The following is a 16,003-nucleotide window of genomic DNA, read 5'->3' on the forward strand; positions in this document are numbered from 1 at the left end:
CGAGCGGTACTCCGGGAGATAACCAGCGTTAACCTCGATCAACGCGTGTGAGGCTGGACCGGTGGCCGACCGGACCACGCCTCGGACCCAACTCGGGAGGTTCTGTGTCTTCGCTGTCCTTCGCCGCCAAGCGGCCCGTGCTGGCCGACCTCGTGCCCGGCACGCTCGTCCGCGACATCGCGCTGGTCGCCGGCGGTGCCGTGCTCACCGGCGCCGCCGCGCAGCTGGTCGTCCCGGTGCCGGGCAGCCCGGTGCCGATGACCGGCCAGACGTTCGCCGCGCTGCTCGTCGGCGCGTCGCTCGGCATGTCGCGCGGGGCCGCGTCGATGCTGGTCTACCTGCTCGTCGGCGCCGTGGGCGTGCCGTGGTTCCAGCACGGCACCGCGGGCCTGTCCGGCGCGAGCGCCGGGTACGTCGTCGGGTTCGTGTTCGCGGGCGCCCTCGTCGGCGCGCTCGCCGGGCGCGGCGGCGACCGGACGCCCCTGCGCACCGCGGGCACCATGGTGCTCGGCAACGTCGTGATCTACGCCTTCGGCGTGCCGTGGCTGATGGCCTCGACCGGGTTCGACCTCTCGACGGCGTTCGCCAAGGGCGTCACGCCGTTCCTGATCGGCGACGCGCTGAAGATCGTCGTGGCCGCCGGCCTGCTGCCGCTCACGTGGAAGCTGGTCTCGCGCGGCACCGAGGACTGACACTGCCTGACGGGGTGGGCCCGCCATCACGGTGGCGGGCCCATCGCCGTCTACACGACGGCGCGAGTGGCCCGTTCGCGACGGATCACCGATCCTGTCGGTCGTGGCGGCTAATGTGTCGCTGTGCCCGCTCGAACTGACTTCCCCGGCGTCCTCGAACTCCTGACCCACGCGGTGGAGTCGGTGGGCGGAGCCGAGCGGCCCGGTCAGGTCGAGATGGCCGACGCGGTCGGCCGCGCCATCCGCACCGGCGAGCACCTGGCCGTGCAGGCCGGCACCGGCACCGGCAAGTCGCTGGCCTACCTGGTGCCCGCGATCCGGCACGCCGTCGAGAAGGAAGCCACGGTCGTGGTGTCGACGGCCACCATCGCGCTGCAGCGCCAGCTCGTCGACCGCGACCTTCCCCGGCTCGCGAAGGCGTTGAAGAAGCCTCTCGGCCGCGAACCGACCTTCGCGATCCTCAAGGGCCGCCGCAACTACATGTGCCTGCACCGGCTGGACTCCGGCGCGCCGGACGAGCCGGAGGACGCCCAGCTCTTCGACCCGTTCGCGGTCTCGCGCCTCGGCAAGGAGGTCACGCGGCTGCGGGAATGGGCGTCCGACACCGAAACCGGCGACCGCGACGAGCTCGTGCCCGGCGTCACGGACCAGGCGTGGCGTCAGGTGTCCGTGACAGCACGGGAATGCCTCGGCGCGTCCCGCTGTCCGATCGGCACGGACTGCTTCGCCGAGAAGGCCCGCGCCGAGGCCGGCCGGGCCGACGTCATCATCACCAACCACGCACTGCTGGCCATCGACGCGTTGCAGGGCTACCAGGTCCTGCCGGACCACGACGTCGTGATCATCGACGAGGCCCACGACCTGGTCGACCGCGTCACCTCGGTCGCCACCGGCGAGCTGACCAGCGCGATGTGCGCGTCCGCCGCCCGCCGCTGCGGCAAGCTGATCGACGCCGACGTCGCCGACCGCCTGCTGGAAGCGGGTGACGGGCTGGCCCTGATCGTCGACGACCTGCCCGCCGGCCGGATGGACGCGCTGCCGCAGGCGTTGAAGGGCGCCATCCCGGCGGTCCGCGACGCCGCGCACGCGTGCATCTCCGCGCTCGGTTCGGACCGCAAGGAGGACGTCGAGGGGGCCACCGCGCGCAAACTGGCGCGCACCCTGCTCGACGAGGTGCACGACACCGCCGTCCGGCTGCTGGAGGCGTTCGACGAAGACCAGGCGCACCAGCGTGACGTCGTGTGGCTCGCGGGCGACAAGTTCTCGTCCAACCCGCGCCCGCCGGCGCTGAAGGTCGCGCCGCTGGGCGTCGCCGGCCTGCTGCGCGAGCGCGTGTTCAACCTGCACACCACGATCCTGACCTCGGCGACGCTGACGCTGGGCGGCACGTTCGACACGATGGCGCGCCAGTGGGGGTTGCCGCCGGGCGCGGCGCGCGTCGAGAAGGCGCCCGGAGCCGCGACGGACAAGGAAGCACCGTCCGACGCGGACACCGGCCCGAAGTGGATCGGCCTCGACGTCGGCTCGCCGTTCGACCACCAGCGCAACGGCATCCTCTACCTGGCCAAGCACCTGCCGCCGCCGGGGCGTGACGGCCTCGCCTCGTCCACAATGGACGAACTGGCCGAGCTGATCGAGGCGGCGGGCGGGCGCACGCTGGGCCTGTTCTCCTCGATGCGCGCGGCCAAGCAGGCGGCCGAGGAGATGCGCGAGCGCCTGGACTTCCCGATCCTTTGCCAGGGTGAGGACGCGACGTCGCTGCTGGTCCAGAAGTTCTCCGAGGACGTCCGGACCTGCCTGTTCGGCACGCTCAGCCTCTGGCAGGGCGTGGACGTCCCCGGGCCGTCGCTGCAGCTCGTCGTGGTCGACCGGATCCCGTTCCCGCGCCCGGACGACCCGGTGTCCTCGGCCCGCCAGCGCGCGGTGGAAGCCCGCGGCGGCAACGGGTTCCTCACCGTGGCGGCCACGCACGCGGCGCTGCTGCTGGCGCAGGGCACCGGCCGGCTGCACCGCTCGGTGACCGACCGCGGGGTCGTCGCGGTGCTGGATTCGCGGCTGGCGAACGCCCGCTACGGCGGATTCCTCCGTGCGTCGCTGCCGCCGTTCTGGCCCACGATGGACCCGAAGGTGGCGCGAGACGCCCTGCGCCGGCTGGACGCAGCCGCGCCCGCGTGACGCGGTCCACAACACCGACCGGTACGGTGAAGCAACCGAGCGACAAGGGAGCACCGGTTGACCCAGGATTCGTCCAGCGCACAGTCCCGGACTGTCAGTGTCGACGACACCGGAGTGCGGCGGCGCCTAGCGGACGGCAGCGAAGAGGCCGTCACCTGGTCCGACCTGGCCTCGGTGATGGTCAGAGTCATCCCTGACGGCCCCTGGAACGAAGACGTCTTCTTCATGCTGGTGGGCACCGACGGCAAGGGCACCGCGGTGCCGAGCGGCGACCCGGCCGCGGACGCGCTCATCGAGCGCCTGCAGGCGTTGCCGGGCTTCGACAACGAGAAGTTCATCGAAGCCATGACGACCGACGCGGACCAGGCGTACGTGGTCTGGGAGTCCAGCGAGAACTGACCGCCTACGCGGCCGGGAACTCCTCCGTCACCGGGATTCCCTTCTTGAGCGTCCGGCTCACCGTGCAGAGCCGCTCGATCGCGCGGTCCACGGCCCCGGCCAGCGCCTCACGCTGATCCTCCGCCAAAGTCGACACGTCGACATCGAACGCGACGTGCACGGCGTCCAGCTCGGAAGCGCCTTCCCGCCGATCGGCCGTGACGGTCACGCGGAACTTGGCGTCCTCGCCCACCCGCCGCGTGATCAGTTCTTCGGCCGTCACCGCGCTGCAGCCCGCGGCCGCGATCTGCAGCAGCTCCGCGGGCGAGAACGCCCCTTCGGCGCCGGTCCGGCCCAGCCGGACCTCGGCGCCGCGGTCGTTGCGCCCGACGAAGGAATGCCGGCCGTCACGCTGTACTTCGAGTCCCATGTCGGCTCCAACCGGGTCAGGACAACACTTGTTCCGGGTCCCACTGGGCAAGAACGGTGATGGTGCCCGGATCGACCTCCGTGAACCCGGCGTCCCGCACGGCGATGACGCGGTCGCGCCGCCACGCGCCTTCCGGGTCGTCACCCGGGTGCAGTTCCTTCCACCGCGCGACGCTCGGCGTGCGCACCGCGGTCCGGTAGCCCTGTGCGGCCCAGCCGGCGAGCCGGTCGTCGTCCAGCAGGGCCGCGAGGATCATCGTGGCGTGCCCGACCTGCGCGGCGCCCTTGCCGACGGTCATCGGGACCTGCGGGTTGAGCAGGAGCAGCGGGACGCCGTCCGGGATCGGGCCCGGCTCGTCCGGCGGCAGTTCGCTGCCCGAGATCTGGAGCCGCGACACGTCCTTGGGCGTCTCGGTGACCAGGCCCGGCACCAGGGCCCGCGCCTCGGCGCCGTCGACCTCGACGGTGATGCCCGGCAGGTCCTGCACCGCCGCCCAATGCGCGCCCCGCGCCCGCCGCGCGACCTTGCGGATCCGGTTGTCGAGCCACGCGTGCATCGGCTCGGCCCACTCGCCTTCGGGCTCAGCCCGCTTGTCCAGGCAGACCGCCAGCGCGGCCGCCGCCGCGGCCTCCAGCAGCGGCGTGCGCCCCGGCGGCTCGGCGCGTTCGATGCGCAGGATCACCGGCATCGCGCGCACCTCCTCCGGCAGCTCGTCGGAGGTGTCCGAAGTGTCCTCGGGCGGCAGGCCGAGCCAGTAGGCGTAGCGGGCGCCCAACGGGTCGAGAACGCTGCTCACGGACGCATCAGCTCGAGTCCGTCGGCGGCGTCGGCCGCTTCGACCTCGCCGCGGGTGAGGCCGAGCATGAACAGCACGGCGTCGAGGTAGGGGTGCGAAAGCGCGGTGTCCGCCACCTCGCGCAGCGCGGGCTTCGCGTTGAACGCGACGCCCATGCCGGCCGCGGACAGCATGTCGATGTCGTTGGCGCCGTCGCCGACCGCCACGCACTGCTCCAGCGGGATGTCGTACTCGCCGGCGAAGCGGCGAAGGACCTTCGCCTTACCCGCGCGGTCGACGACCTCGCCGACCACTCGGCCGGTGAGCTTGCCGTCGACGATCTCCAGCTCGTTCGCCGCCGCGAAGTCGAGGCCGAGGTCCTTCACCAGAGTGCCGATGACCTGCGTGAACCCGCCGGAGACCACGCCCGTGCGGAACCCCATCCGCTTGAGCGTGCGGATCGTCGTGCGGGCACCCGGCGTCAGCTCGATCGACGCGGCGACTTCGTCGATCGCCGTCGCGGGCAGCCCGGCCAGCAGCGCGACGCGCCGCTCCAGCGACTCGGTGAAGTTCAGCTCGCCGCGCATCGCGGCTTCGGTGATCTCGCGGATCTCCGGCTCGACCCCGGCGTGCGCGCCCAGCATCTCGATGACCTCGCCCTGGATCAGGGTCGAGTCGACGTCGAACACCACCAGCCGCTTCGCCCGCCGCGTGATCCCGGCCCGCTCCACCGCGATGTCGACGCCCACCTCGACCGCCGCGTCGGCGAGCACCGACCGCAGCGCGGCGTCGGCGTCCGGGGTGTCCTCGTCGACCGAGACGTACAGCTCCAGGCCGGTCACCGGGTAGTCGGCGACGCTGCGGATGCCGTCGATGTTCACCCCGAGCGCCGCGAGCCGCCGCGCGACCTCGGAGAAGCCCCGGGCGGTGACCGGGCGGCCCAGCACCACCAGCACGTGCGTGGAGTCGCGGCGGCCGAGCGCGAACGGGTCCTCGCCGATCGCCGCCCCGATCTTGACGTCGACCTCCATGCCGACGGACGCCATCGCCTGCTCGACGGACTCCTGCAGCCCCTCCGGGTCGCGGTAGACCCCGGCCAGCACCCCGAGCACGAGCTGCCCGCGGATGACGACCTGCTCGACGTCGAGCACGTCGACGTCGTGCCTGGTGAGCACCGCGAACAGCACGGACGAGACGCCGGGCTTGTCGGGGCCGGTCGTCGTGATCAGGACGGGGGTTTGGGTCACTGGTCATCCCTCGCTCGGCAACGCTGCACGATCAGTCTGCCGGTCCGGCCTTGGACATAAGTAGAGCGCGTGCCCGGCTTCACAAAAGCCGGGCACGCGCTCTCACTCGTTCGGGGTGTCTTACTGCTCGCCCGAGTTGTCCTTGCTGTGGTCACCCGGCATGAGCTTCTCGGTGAGCACCTGCGACGGTGCCGAAGCGTGGCTGTTGACCTTCTGCTTCCCGAAGAACCCGATCTCGCCTTCCTTGTGGATGCGCTCGATCATGTGCGGGTAGTGCAGCTCGAAGGCCGGCCGCTCGGAGCGGATCCGGGGCAGCTCGGTGAAGTTGTGCCGCGGCGGCGGGCAGGACGTCGCCCACTCGAGCGAGTTGCCGTAGCCCCACGGGTCGTCCACCGTGACGATCTCGCCGTACCGGTAGCTCTTGAAGACGTTCCAGATGAACGGCAGCGTCGAGGCACCGAGGATGTACGCACCGATCGTGGAGATCGTGTTCAGCGTCGTGAAGCCGTCACTGGTCAGGTAGTCCGCGTACCGCCGCGGCATGCCCTCCGCGCCCAGCCAGTGCTGGACGAGGAACGTGCCGTGGAAGCCGATGAACGTGGTCCAGAAGTGCCACTTGCCGAGCTTCTCGTCCATCATCCGGCCGGTGATCTTCGGGAACCAGAAGTAGATGCCGGCGAAGGTGGCGAACACGATCGTGCCGTAGAGCACGTAGTGGAAGTGCGCGACGACGAAGTAGCTGTCCGACACGTGGAAGTCGATCGCCGGCGCGGCCAGCAGGATGCCGGTCAGGCCGCCGAAGAGGAACGTGACGATGAAGCCCATCGAGAAGATCATCGGCGTCTCGAAGGACAGCTGGCCCTTCCACATCGTGCCGATCCAGTTGAAGAACTTCACGCCGGTCGGGACCGCGATCAGGAACGTCATGAAGGAGAAGAACGGCAGCAGCACAGCGCCGGTGGCGTACATGTGGTGCGCCCACACCGCGACCGACAGCGCCGCGATGGCCAGCGTCGCCCAGACCAGGCTCTTGTAGCCGAACATGGGCTTGCGGCTGAAGACCGGGAAGATCTCCGACACGATCCCGAAGAACGGTAGAGCCACGATGTAGACCTCTGGATGGCCGAAGAACCAGAAGAGGTGCTGCCAGAGGATCACCCCGCCGTTTTCGGGGTCGAACACGTGCGCACCCAGATGCCGGTCCGCCAGCAGGCCCATCAGGGCCGCGGTCAGGATCGGGAAGGCGAGCAGGATCAGGATCGACGTCACCAGGATGTTCCAGGTGAAGATCGGCATCCGGTACATCGTCATGCCCGGCGCGCGCAGGCAGACCACGGTGGTGACCATGTTGACCGCGCCGAGGATGGTGCCCAGACCGGAGACCACCAGGCCGGAGATCCACAGGTCCGCGCCGACGCCCGGCGAGTGGATCGCGTCCGACAGCGGGGTGTAGGCGAACCAGCCGAAGTCGGCGGCGCCACCCGGCGTCAGGAAGCCCGACAGCACGATCAGGCCGCCGAAGAGGTACAGCCAGTAGGAGAACGCGTTGAGCCGCGGGAACGCGACGTCCGGCGAGCCGATCTGCAGCGGGAGCACGAAGTTCGCGAAGCCGAAGAGGATCGGCGTCGCGTACAGCAGCAGCATCACCGTGCCGTGCATGGTGAAGAGCTGGTTGTACTGCTCCTGCGAAAGGAACTGCTGCCCGGGTCGCGCCAGCTCGGTACGGATGAGCATGGCCATCGCGCCGCCCGCCATGAAGAAGGCGAACGACGTGACCAGGTACATGATCCCGATCTGCTTGTGGTCCGTCGTGCGGAACAACCGCAGCAGGTACGAACCCTTGACCGACTCGTGCGCGGGGTACGGGCGCGTCGCGATCGGCTTGGGGGCTACGGCCGTCACTCCTGCCTCCAACACTTGAAACCTTGTGGTGGTCATCGTCGTGCCACCGAGCTCGGGAACGCCCGGTCCGGCGGCTTGAAGGGATCGTAGCCCTCGCTACCGACAGTCGCGCGCACCGGCTGGCAAGATCGGCGCATGGCCGACGAGTACACCCTGGCGGCGGTGCGGGCGGCCCTCGCCGTGACCACCCGGCTGGGGCTGCCGGAGCACTCCCCGGAGGTGCTCCACGAACGCTCGAACGTGCTGGTGAGACTGGGTCCGCTGGTCGCGCGCGTGCCGGCGACGACGCTGCTGGCCCGGCCGGAGCCGGCGGCCTGGCTGGCCCGCGACGTCGCCGTCTCGCGGTTCCTCACCGAACGTGGTGTGCTCGTCGTCTCACCTGCTGCGGATCCCCCGGCCGGACCGCATTTCGCGGACGGCCTGCCGGTCACGCTCTGGCACCACACACCGCACGATCCGGACCACCGGTACGCACCGGACGTCGTCGCCGGATCGCTGGCCCGGCTGCACTCGGCGTTGCAGGACTACCCGGGCGAACTGCCCCGCCGCGGCCCCCTCGACGACCTCGGGCGGATCCTCGACCGGCACGGCGACGCGATGGACGGAGCGGCGCCCCGGCTGCGCGCCGAAGCCGCCCGGATCGAGGCCGCGCTGCCGGACGTCGCCGTGCGGCCGCTGCACGGCGACGCCCATCCCGGCAACCTGATCGCCACCGAGGCCGGGCCCTGCTGGCTGGACTTCGAGGACACCTGGTGCGGGCCGCTCGGCTGGGACCTGGGGATCCTGGCCCGGCAGGGCGGCCCGGAGCACCTCGCCGCCTACCCCGGCTCGGCGGACGTCCCGCTCGAAGCCTGTATCCAGCTGCGAGAACTCTTCGCCGTCGCGTGGCGCTTCCTCATCGCGAAGCGGTTCCCGCACCGCCTTCCCGAAGCACGCGAAGCGCTCGCTGCCTACTTCTCGTGAGTCGCCGGGTACCAGGAGAGGATCGCTTCGACGACCCCCGCCGGGTCCTCCAGCGGGGTCAGGTGGCCGGCCCCGGGCAGCACCACGAGCGTGGCGCCGGGCATGGCCTCGACCATCGCGCTCGCGGCCTCGACCGGGGTGATCCGGTCCTCTTCCCCGACGACGACCAGCGCCGGGACACCGGCGTCGTGCAGCAGGTCGAGGGAGTCCGGCCGGGTCCGCAGCGCCAGCGCGGTCCACGAGATCCCGGCGGGCGGCTGCGATTCGATGATCTCCCGGACCGTCTCGACGACGTCGGGCCGCTGCTCCCGCGTCGCTTCCGCCAGCAGGTTCGGCAGGTTCGCCTCGGCCAGCCAGCCCGCGGTGCCCTCCCGCTCGACGCGCGCGGCGACGTCCAGCCGGCTCTGCGCGGCCTCGGGCGTGTCGGCCGTGGCCTTGGTGTCGACGAGGACGAGCCCGCCGACCCGTTCCGGCGCAAGCCGCAGCACGGCCATCGCGAGGTAGCCGCCCATCGAGCAGCCGCCGAGCACCACGCGGTCCAGGTCCAGCCGGTCGAGCAGGGCGAGCACGTCCCGCGCGGCGTCCTCGAGGCTCGGCTCGCGATCGGACTCCGGCAGCGGCGAGCGGCCGAGTCCGCGCTGGTCCGGGGTTATCACCCGAAGGTGTGAAGCGAGGGGTTCGCGCACCGCGTTCCACATGCGGGCGTCCAGGGGAAAGGCGTGGAGGAGGACCAGCGGCAGTTCGGTCATGCGCGTCATTTTGTCGGACCCGCGCGCTAGCTTCGCCGACGTGTTCACCGACATCGAAACCGGCCGGCTGCTGCTGCGTCCGCCCCACGAGGCGGACCGGCAGGCGATGGTCGACATCCACACGGATCCGCGCACCAACCGCTTCCACCCCGACCCACCCGACGTGCGGCAGGCGTCGGAGATGTTCACGGGCTGGCTGGCGCACTGGGCCGAGCACGGCTTCGGCTACCTCGCGGTGACCGAACCGGGCGGCACCGAGGTCATCGGCGTGTGCGGCGTGCGGACGCGCGATTTCCACGGCGAGAAGGTGCTCAACCTCGGCTACCGGTTCCGGCCGTCCGCGTGGGGCAAGGGCTACGCGGTCGAGGCCGGGAGCGCGGTACTGGAGTGGTGCACCCACGAGCAGCCGTCCCTGCCGGTGCTGGCGAGCGTGAACGTGGACAACAAGCCGTCGCTGCGGGTGGCCGAGCGGCTCGGCTTCACCGAGTACACGGAGGAGGTGTACGAGGGCGCGCTGTCGCGGCACTACCGGCGCTGAGCCGGGCGTTGTTTGACAACTCCAGAGAGAAGCAGCTCAGCGGCGGCGGTTCGGCCGCCGGCGCGCCCGGGCGTCCCAGCAGGGCCGGTGCCAGTGCCGCCGGTCGGCGACGGACCCGGTCTCGTCGGCGGGCCAGACGACGAGGTGCGGCGTGCCCGGCCGGATCTCGTGGTCGCAGCCGGGGCAGCGGTAGAACTTCGTGGCCTGCGCCCCCGGCACGGTCCGCACGAGCCACTCACCGTCGTCCGCGGCTTCGGCACGCGCCCACCCGGTGGCAGCACCCAGCTCCCGCTCAGGCGGCCCACCGCCCGCCCGGGGCCCAGGACGGTTACGTCGAGGCACCCCCGAACGTTAACCGCCCCACCCCACCCACCGCCCCACCGGCGCCCAACCCACCCCTCAGGCACGCAACCCGCCCCTCCAGGCCCGCGGGCCGACCCGCGAGGCACGCAAGCCGTCCGCCCAGGTCCGCAAGTCGTCCCTCCAGGTACGCGAGCCGTCCACCCAGGCCCGCGGGCCGACGCTCGAGGTCCGCAAGCCGTCCGCCCAGGTACGCGAGTCGTCCATCCAGATACGCGAGTCGTCCATCCAGATACGCGAGTCGTCCGCCCAGATACGCGAGTCGTCCGCCCAGATACGCGAGTCGTCCATCCAAGTACGCGAGCCATCCAGCCGGGCACGCGTGTCGACTCCCCAATCACGCGAGTCGGCCGCCCAATCACGCGTGATGCCCCTCCAATCACACGTGATGCCCCTTCCGTCACGTGTGATGCCCCGCCAATCACGTGTGATGCCTACCCAGGCACGTGTCCCGCCGAAGGCTCAGAGCGCTCCGTCTCCCCTCGGCTGGCCCCAGGCACAGGTGATGCCCGCCGAAGGGCTCAAGCGGCTCGCTCCGCCTCCCGGCGGCCGGCCCCCAAGCGGCGCAGGATCCCGTCGTGGCCGAGGCCGTCCCAGGCCAACCGTCGCAATGTCCGCCCGGTGCGGCGGAAGTCCTCCCCGCTCAGCACCGACATGATCGTGATCGCGGCGTCGACCATCGGCGTGGCGACCCCGGCGCACCTCGCCAGTGCCTGCAGCGGCACGAGCGTGGACCGGATGTCCTCGGTGAGGAACCGGTGGTCGAGGCTGGTCGGGGCCGCGATCGTCCGGTACGGCTTCACCGTCCGCAGCGCGTCGAGCAGCGTGGTGGCCGGGCAGCCGTAGTAGCGGTCGAGAACCTCGGTCATCGGCAGTAGCCGGGCGCCGTACGCCTGGGCCACCGCGGCGAACTCCGCTTCGGTGCGCTCCAGCAACGCGATCGTGCGCGAGGAAACCCCTTCGACATAGAAGAGCAACTCCTCGGCTCGGTCGATGGCGCCGAGGTTGGCCAGCGCGATCGGCACGTGCGCGACGGCCCCGAAGTCGTGCAACCCGCGCTCGACGGGGTTGCGCGCGACCTCCAGCATCGGGAACCACTCGCGCAGCAGCCCGGCGTGCCGCTCGACCGCGACCACGGTGCTGCCGGAGACGAGGTTCCAGCCCTTGGTCCCGAGCACGGTCACCCCGCCGGTCCCGCACGGCCGCGCGGCGAACAGGGCGTCGGTCTCGACGACGTCGACGTCCGGTGCCCCGGCGCCGGCCAGCGCGTGCGCGAACTCGACGCTCCCGCACAGCTTGCTGGAGAACAACACGACGACCTGCCCGGCGCTCAAGTACGGCGCGAGCCGGGCGGCGACCTCCGGGTAGGCGGTGGTGACGGTGGCGACCAGCACGACGGCGCGCCCGGCGAGGTCGGCCGGGTCGCCGGTCACCGCGCGCAGCGGGAACCGCCCGGCCAGCGTCCCGCTCGCGACGATCTTCCGGCGCCGCACCATCTCCCCCACGGCGCCCGGATCCCGCGTGTACAGGTGCACCGGCAGGTCCCGCGCGGCGAGCCACGCCGCCACGGCCCGGCCCTCACCACCCGCCCCGACGACCCCGATCCCGTCCAGCACGCTCATTCCGCCCACTCCCGTCAGTCCGGCACGCAGTGGACAGGTCGGCAGCTCTCTCCCGAAAGTTCCCGAGGGCCCCCGTTCCCGCAATCGGTCAGCCCTGGGCGATCGCCAGCGGCACCAGCTGCTCGGCGGTGGTCAGGGAACCGTGTTGCCCGACCAGCGACGTCTCGACGGCCTCGGCCAGCCCGCGCACCATCCCGAACCGGTCCCGGGCCGCCGCCACGACGTCACCGATCCGCGGCAGCACCCGGTCGCTGACGGTGTGGCCGAACCAGCCCTCGGCGACGGCCTCCTCCCGCGAGCGCACCCACGCCCGCTCGCCCAGCACCGCGCGCCAAGCGGCGAGGACGTCGGCGGCGGCACCCGGTTCGGTGTAGACGTGCCGGGCCCGGACCTCGCCCCCGAACGTCCGGACGCCCGCCAGCAGCTCCGGCACGTCCTCGAGGTCGAGCTTGTCGTCGACGGTGACCATCCCGTGGTCGGCCACCACGGCGAGCAGCGCACCGGACGGCAGACCGTCCACAAGGGACTCCACGAGCCGGTCGACCTGCCGCAGCTGCATCCGCCACGCGAGCGAACCCGGGCCGTACACGTGCCCCAGCAGGTCGAGTTCGTTGTGGTAGGCGTAGCAGAACGCGCGCCCTTCGAGGACCGACAACGTCCGGGCGGCGAGGTCACCGAGCGCGTGCACCCCGGCGTAGCGCGCGCCGCTCTGGGTCGCCCGCGTCAGCGCCGTGTCGGCGTACTGCGCGGAAGACACCACCGCGGCGTCGATCCCGGCCTCGGCGGCGCGCTCGAACGTCGTCGGCAGCGGCTGGACCTCACGCGGCGGAAGGGCGCCGCGCAGGTCGCTGCCGTCCTCGTGGCTACGCCAGCGCAAGGCGTTGAGCACGCCGTTGCCCGGCATCTCGAAGGTGTAGCCGACCATGCCGTGCTCGCCGGACGCGAGACCGGTCCCGATCGCGGCCACCCCGGCGGCGGTGGTCGACGGGAACCCCACGCGCAACGTCCGGTTGGCCAGTTCCGTCAGCACCGGGGCGTCCGCGGCGTGCTCGGCCAGGAGCTCCCAGCCGAGTCCGTCGACGAGCAGGACCGCCGCGCTCCGCGCCTCCGGCAGCGCGAGGGTGTTCGCGCAACCGGGGACGCCGAGCGTGGCGAGCAGGGACGGGACGACCTGGCCGAGGTGCGCGACGTCGGCGAGCGAAGGGGGCTGCACGCGCCCAGCTTCCCATCCGGGGCCCGGCCCGGCGATAATCCGTGCATGCCGACCTACGCCTACCGCTGCCGTGAGTGCACCGAGACCTTCGAGCTCCTGCGCCCGATGAGCGAGTCCGGCGCGCCGGCCGCCTGCCCGGAGGGCCACCACGACACCGTCAAGCTGCTCACCACGGTCGCCCTCACCGGGGCCGCGAGCGGTGCCGCGGCCCCGGCCGGTGGCGGCGGGTGCTGTGGTGGCGGCTGCTGCGGCTAGACCGCCTTCAGCGCCTGGTCGAGGTCGTGCCAGAGGTCCTCGACGTCCTCCAGCCCGGCCGAAAGCCGGATGAGCTGCTCGGACACGCCGGCGTCGTGACGGTCGCCGGCGTCGACGATCCGGTGGCTGATCGACCCCGGGTGCTGGATCAGGGTGTCGACGCTGCCCAGGCTGACGGCCGGCGTGATCAGCCGGACGGCGCCGATCACGGCATGCGGGTCGCCGTCGACCTCGAACGCCACCAGCGGCCCGCCGAGGCGCGGGTAGTGGACGGCCGTCACCGCCGGGTGGGCGGCGAGCCGCTCGGCGAGCGTCGCCGCGGTCGCCGACGCCGCGTTGACGCGCAGCGGCAGGGTGGAAAGCCCGCGCAGCAAGAGATATCCGGCGAGCGGGTGCAGCACGCCGCCGGTGGCGAAGCGGATCTGCCGCAGCCGGGCAGCTTCCTCCGCGTCGCACGCGACGACCCCGCCCATCACGTCGCCGTGGCCGCCGAGGAACTTCGTCGCGCTGTGCAGCACGATCCGGGCGCCGTGGCGGCCCGGGCGCTGCAGCACCGGCGTCGCGAAAGTGTTGTCCACCAACAACGGCACGTCGCCGCAGACAGCGGCGAGTGCGGCGATGTCGACCTCGGCCAGGGTGGGGTTCGCCGGGGTTTCGACGAACACGAGGCCGGTGTCGGGCCGCAGCGCGGCGGCGACGGCGTCCGGCGCGGCCCAGGTGACCTCGGTGCCGAGCAGGCCCGACTCGAGCAGGTGGTCACTGCAGCCGTACAGCGGGCGCACGGCGACGACGTGCCGTTTCCCCTGCGCCACCGCGGAAAGCAGGCATGCGGACACGGCGGCCATGCCGCTGGCGAACGCGACGCCGTGGTCGAAGCCTTCGAGCTCGGCCAGTGCCCGCTCGAACCGGTCGACGGTCGGGTTGCCCACCCGGCCGTAGATCGGCAGGCCGGCGAGCTCGCCACCGGCGGCGAACTCGTCGATCCGGGCGGCTTCGCCGGCGCTGTCCCGGGACGGGTAGGTCGTGGACAGGTCCAGCGGAGCGGCGTGCACGCCCAGGTCCGTGAGGTCGTCACGGCCGGCGTGGACAGCTCGGGTGCGCAGCGCGGAAGTCATACGAGCATGCTCGATCTTTCACCGGATCCGAGGCAACAGTCTCGGATATCATTCGCGAATGTCCGAGAACGTCGAACTCAGTCCGGTTGATCTTGACATTCTGCGTCTGCTGCAGAACGACGCCCGGATCACCAACAAGGACCTCGCGGCCGCGGTCGGCATCGCGCCGTCGACGTGCCTGGACCGGGTGGCGCGGCTGCGGGACACCGGCGTGATCACGGGGCAGCACGCGTCGGTCGACGCGGCGAAGCTCGGGCGGCCACTCGAGGCGTTCCTGTTCGTCCAGGTGCGCCCGCACCGGCGGCCGCTGGTGGACCCGTTCATCGAGCACCTGCTGTCCCTGCCGGAGGTGCGCGCGGTCTACCACCTGACCGGGCCGGACGACTTCCTCGCGCACGTCGCCACCAGCTCGGCCGGCGAGCTGCAACGGCTGGTGCTCGACGAGCTGACCGCCCGCGACGAGGTCGCCCGCGTGCACACGAACCTGGTGTTCCAGCACTGGAGCGGCGGCCCGCTGCTGCCGCCGGGCACGTGAGATCAGAGCGTGGCGAGCCAGCGGCGGGTCTCGCGCGCGGACGTCAGCCGGACGACCGAGGGACACGGCGGTTCGGCGGCCCAGCCCCGGATGGTCGTCCGCTTCCGCGCGAACGACCTGAAGTGCCAGCGGATGATCGAGTCCGCGGAGAACATCTGGCGGAACGACTCGACGTTGCCGTTGCAGATCCGCTCGCGGGTCACCGACCGCACGGCCGTCCGGCGCACCAGGCGGCCCAGCGAAAGCCAGCGCGGGTAGTCGAGACCCACGATGAGCTGGGTGCGGGGCAGCACGACGTCCTTCCACCGGCTGTACGCGGCGTCGAGGACCCAGCGCTCCCCCGCACAGACCTCGGCGATGCGGCGGCGCTGCTCCTCGTCGGGCACCGCGACCCAGCCCGGCTCCCAGGTCAGGTCGTCCGCGGAGTGGTACGGCAGGCCGGTGCGCTCGGCGATCCGCGCGGCGAGCGTCGACTTGCCCGAGCCGGTGACGCCGTACACGACGATCCGGTCAGGAGTCGAGGTCACGGGCGGGCTCCTGCGGTCCTCGGTAGGGCAGGGTCTGGCTGTAGACGATGCTCGTGGTCGTGCTGCCGAACTGGGCCAGCTCGTCCATCGTGCGCTCGAGGTGGGCCATCGAAGCGGCGGCGACCTTGAGCGTGTAGCAGTCGTCGCCGGTGGTGCGCACGCATTCGAGGATCTCGAAGCGCTCGGCGAGCAGCTTGTGCAGCGGCTCGTGGCGGCTGCCCGGGTACTTGAGCCGGACGACGGCGAGCACCGCGTACCCGACCTTGCCGAGGTCGATGTCCGCGCGGTACCCGGTGATCACGCCGGTGGATTCGAGCCGGCGGAGCCGTTCCGTCGTGGCGGACGCACTGAGGTTCACCCGGCGGCCCAGCTCGGTGAGGGGCAGCCGGGCGTCGCGCTGGAGCTCGACCAGGATGGCCCAGTCGGTCGGATCGAGACTCTCGGTCATCGGGCGAATATACCGCGAGATCCACGGCCGACGCCGGGGAACGCCGTGACCGATCCCTTCCGATCAGCGCTTTCGCCTC

18 protein-coding genes are annotated in these 16,003 nt (G+C 71.8%); 7 read left to right on the forward strand and 11 right to left on the reverse strand.

Going from position 1 to position 16,003, the window contains the following annotated elements; all coding sequences use genetic code 11:
* Positions 1-104 precede the first annotated feature (104 nt).
* The 3 genes from VA596_RS01280 (at position 105) to VA596_RS01290 (ending at position 3,266) form a co-directional block, all read left to right on the forward strand.
* Positions 105-692: a biotin transporter BioY gene (locus VA596_RS01280; protein WP_323322702.1), complete on the forward strand. Its 588-nt coding sequence runs from the start codon at positions 105-107 to the stop codon at positions 690-692.
* Between the two features lie 123 nt (positions 693-815).
* The gene (locus VA596_RS01285) at positions 816-2,867 is read left to right on the forward strand and encodes an ATP-dependent DNA helicase (RefSeq protein WP_323322704.1); all 2,052 of its coding nucleotides are present in this window, start codon (positions 816-818) and stop codon (positions 2,865-2,867) included.
* Positions 2,868-2,924: 57 nt separating this feature from the next.
* Complete coding sequence (locus tag VA596_RS01290; RefSeq protein ID WP_323322706.1) at positions 2,925-3,266, forward strand: hypothetical protein; 342 nt, start codon at positions 2,925-2,927, stop codon at positions 3,264-3,266.
* A 4-nt stretch (positions 3,267-3,270) separates the two neighbouring features.
* On the opposite strand, the gene VA596_RS01295 is transcribed toward VA596_RS01290, so the two are convergent.
* The 4 genes from VA596_RS01295 to ctaD form a co-directional block, all read right to left on the reverse strand.
* Positions 3,271-3,675, reverse strand: a complete 405-nt coding sequence (locus tag VA596_RS01295; RefSeq protein WP_323322708.1) for an OsmC family protein — start codon at positions 3,673-3,675, stop codon at positions 3,271-3,273.
* 16 nt (positions 3,676-3,691) lie between these two features.
* Positions 3,692-4,471, reverse strand: coding sequence for a peptidyl-tRNA hydrolase (locus VA596_RS01300; protein ID WP_323322710.1), 780 nt, complete (start codon positions 4,469-4,471; stop codon positions 3,692-3,694).
* Entirely contained in the window at positions 4,468-5,697 is a 1,230-nt protein-coding gene (serB, locus tag VA596_RS01305) for a phosphoserine phosphatase SerB (RefSeq protein ID WP_323322712.1), read from the reverse strand. The genes VA596_RS01300 and serB overlap by 4 nt, the downstream gene beginning before the upstream one ends.
* 120 nt (positions 5,698-5,817) lie before the next feature.
* Positions 5,818-7,599, reverse strand: coding sequence for an aa3-type cytochrome oxidase subunit I (gene ctaD / locus VA596_RS01310; protein WP_323322714.1), 1,782 nt, complete (start codon positions 7,597-7,599; stop codon positions 5,818-5,820).
* A gap of 135 nt (positions 7,600-7,734) precedes the next feature.
* On the opposite strand from ctaD, the gene VA596_RS01315 reads away from it, so the two are divergent.
* Positions 7,735-8,562: a phosphotransferase gene (locus tag VA596_RS01315; RefSeq protein WP_323322716.1), complete on the forward strand. Its 828-nt coding sequence runs from the start codon at positions 7,735-7,737 to the stop codon at positions 8,560-8,562.
* On the opposite strand, the gene VA596_RS01320 is transcribed toward VA596_RS01315, so the two are convergent.
* Positions 8,550-9,311: an alpha/beta fold hydrolase gene (locus VA596_RS01320; protein WP_323322718.1), complete on the reverse strand. Its 762-nt coding sequence runs from the start codon at positions 9,309-9,311 to the stop codon at positions 8,550-8,552. The genes VA596_RS01315 and VA596_RS01320 overlap by 13 nt on opposite strands.
* On the opposite strand from VA596_RS01320, the gene VA596_RS01325 reads away from it, so the two are divergent.
* Positions 9,310-9,849, forward strand: a complete 540-nt coding sequence (locus tag VA596_RS01325) for a GNAT family N-acetyltransferase (RefSeq protein WP_323322721.1) — start codon at positions 9,310-9,312, stop codon at positions 9,847-9,849. The genes VA596_RS01320 and VA596_RS01325 overlap by 2 nt on opposite strands.
* Positions 9,850-9,885: 36 nt before the next feature.
* On the opposite strand, the gene VA596_RS01330 is transcribed toward VA596_RS01325, so the two are convergent.
* From VA596_RS01330 to VA596_RS01340, 3 genes are all read right to left on the reverse strand, one after another.
* A complete protein-coding gene (locus VA596_RS01330) occupies positions 9,886-10,191 on the reverse strand; it encodes a hypothetical protein (protein ID WP_323322723.1) in 306 nt (101 codons plus the stop codon).
* Positions 10,192-10,730: 539 nt separating this feature from the next.
* Complete coding sequence (locus tag VA596_RS01335) at positions 10,731-11,831, reverse strand: NAD/NADP octopine/nopaline dehydrogenase family protein (protein ID WP_323322725.1); 1,101 nt, start codon at positions 11,829-11,831, stop codon at positions 10,731-10,733.
* An 88-nt stretch (positions 11,832-11,919) separates the two neighbouring features.
* A complete protein-coding gene (locus tag VA596_RS01340) occupies positions 11,920-13,044 on the reverse strand; it encodes an alkaline phosphatase family protein (RefSeq protein ID WP_323322728.1) in 1,125 nt (374 codons plus the stop codon).
* A 45-nt stretch (positions 13,045-13,089) separates the two neighbouring features.
* On the opposite strand from VA596_RS01340, the gene VA596_RS01345 reads away from it, so the two are divergent.
* Positions 13,090-13,299 (forward strand): FmdB family zinc ribbon protein, encoded by a 210-nt coding sequence (locus VA596_RS01345; RefSeq protein WP_323322729.1) that lies wholly within the window; start codon positions 13,090-13,092, stop codon positions 13,297-13,299.
* Here VA596_RS01345 and VA596_RS01350 read toward each other — a convergent pair.
* Entirely contained in the window at positions 13,296-14,414 is a 1,119-nt protein-coding gene (locus VA596_RS01350; protein ID WP_323322730.1) for a trans-sulfuration enzyme family protein, read from the reverse strand. The two genes, VA596_RS01345 and VA596_RS01350, sit on opposite strands and share 4 nt — an antisense overlap.
* 58 nt (positions 14,415-14,472) lie before the next feature.
* On the opposite strand from VA596_RS01350, the gene VA596_RS01355 reads away from it, so the two are divergent.
* Complete coding sequence (locus VA596_RS01355; RefSeq protein ID WP_323322732.1) at positions 14,473-14,949, forward strand: Lrp/AsnC family transcriptional regulator; 477 nt, start codon at positions 14,473-14,475, stop codon at positions 14,947-14,949.
* 2 nt (positions 14,950-14,951) lie between these two features.
* On the opposite strand, the gene VA596_RS01360 is transcribed toward VA596_RS01355, so the two are convergent.
* Both VA596_RS01360 and VA596_RS01365 read right to left on the reverse strand, forming a co-directional pair.
* Positions 14,952-15,476, reverse strand: coding sequence for a P-loop NTPase family protein (locus VA596_RS01360; protein ID WP_323322734.1), 525 nt, complete (start codon positions 15,474-15,476; stop codon positions 14,952-14,954).
* Positions 15,460-15,924 carry an Lrp/AsnC family transcriptional regulator gene (locus VA596_RS01365; protein WP_323322736.1) on the reverse strand — a complete coding sequence of 155 codons (465 nt, stop codon included), beginning with the start codon at positions 15,922-15,924 and terminating at the stop codon, positions 15,460-15,462. The genes VA596_RS01360 and VA596_RS01365 overlap by 17 nt, the downstream gene beginning before the upstream one ends.
* Positions 15,925-16,003: the final 79 nt, after the last annotated feature.

The organism is Amycolatopsis heterodermiae, assembly GCF_034929455.1.
Taxonomy (GTDB): Bacteria; Actinomycetota; Actinomycetes; order Mycobacteriales; family Pseudonocardiaceae; genus Amycolatopsis; species Amycolatopsis heterodermiae.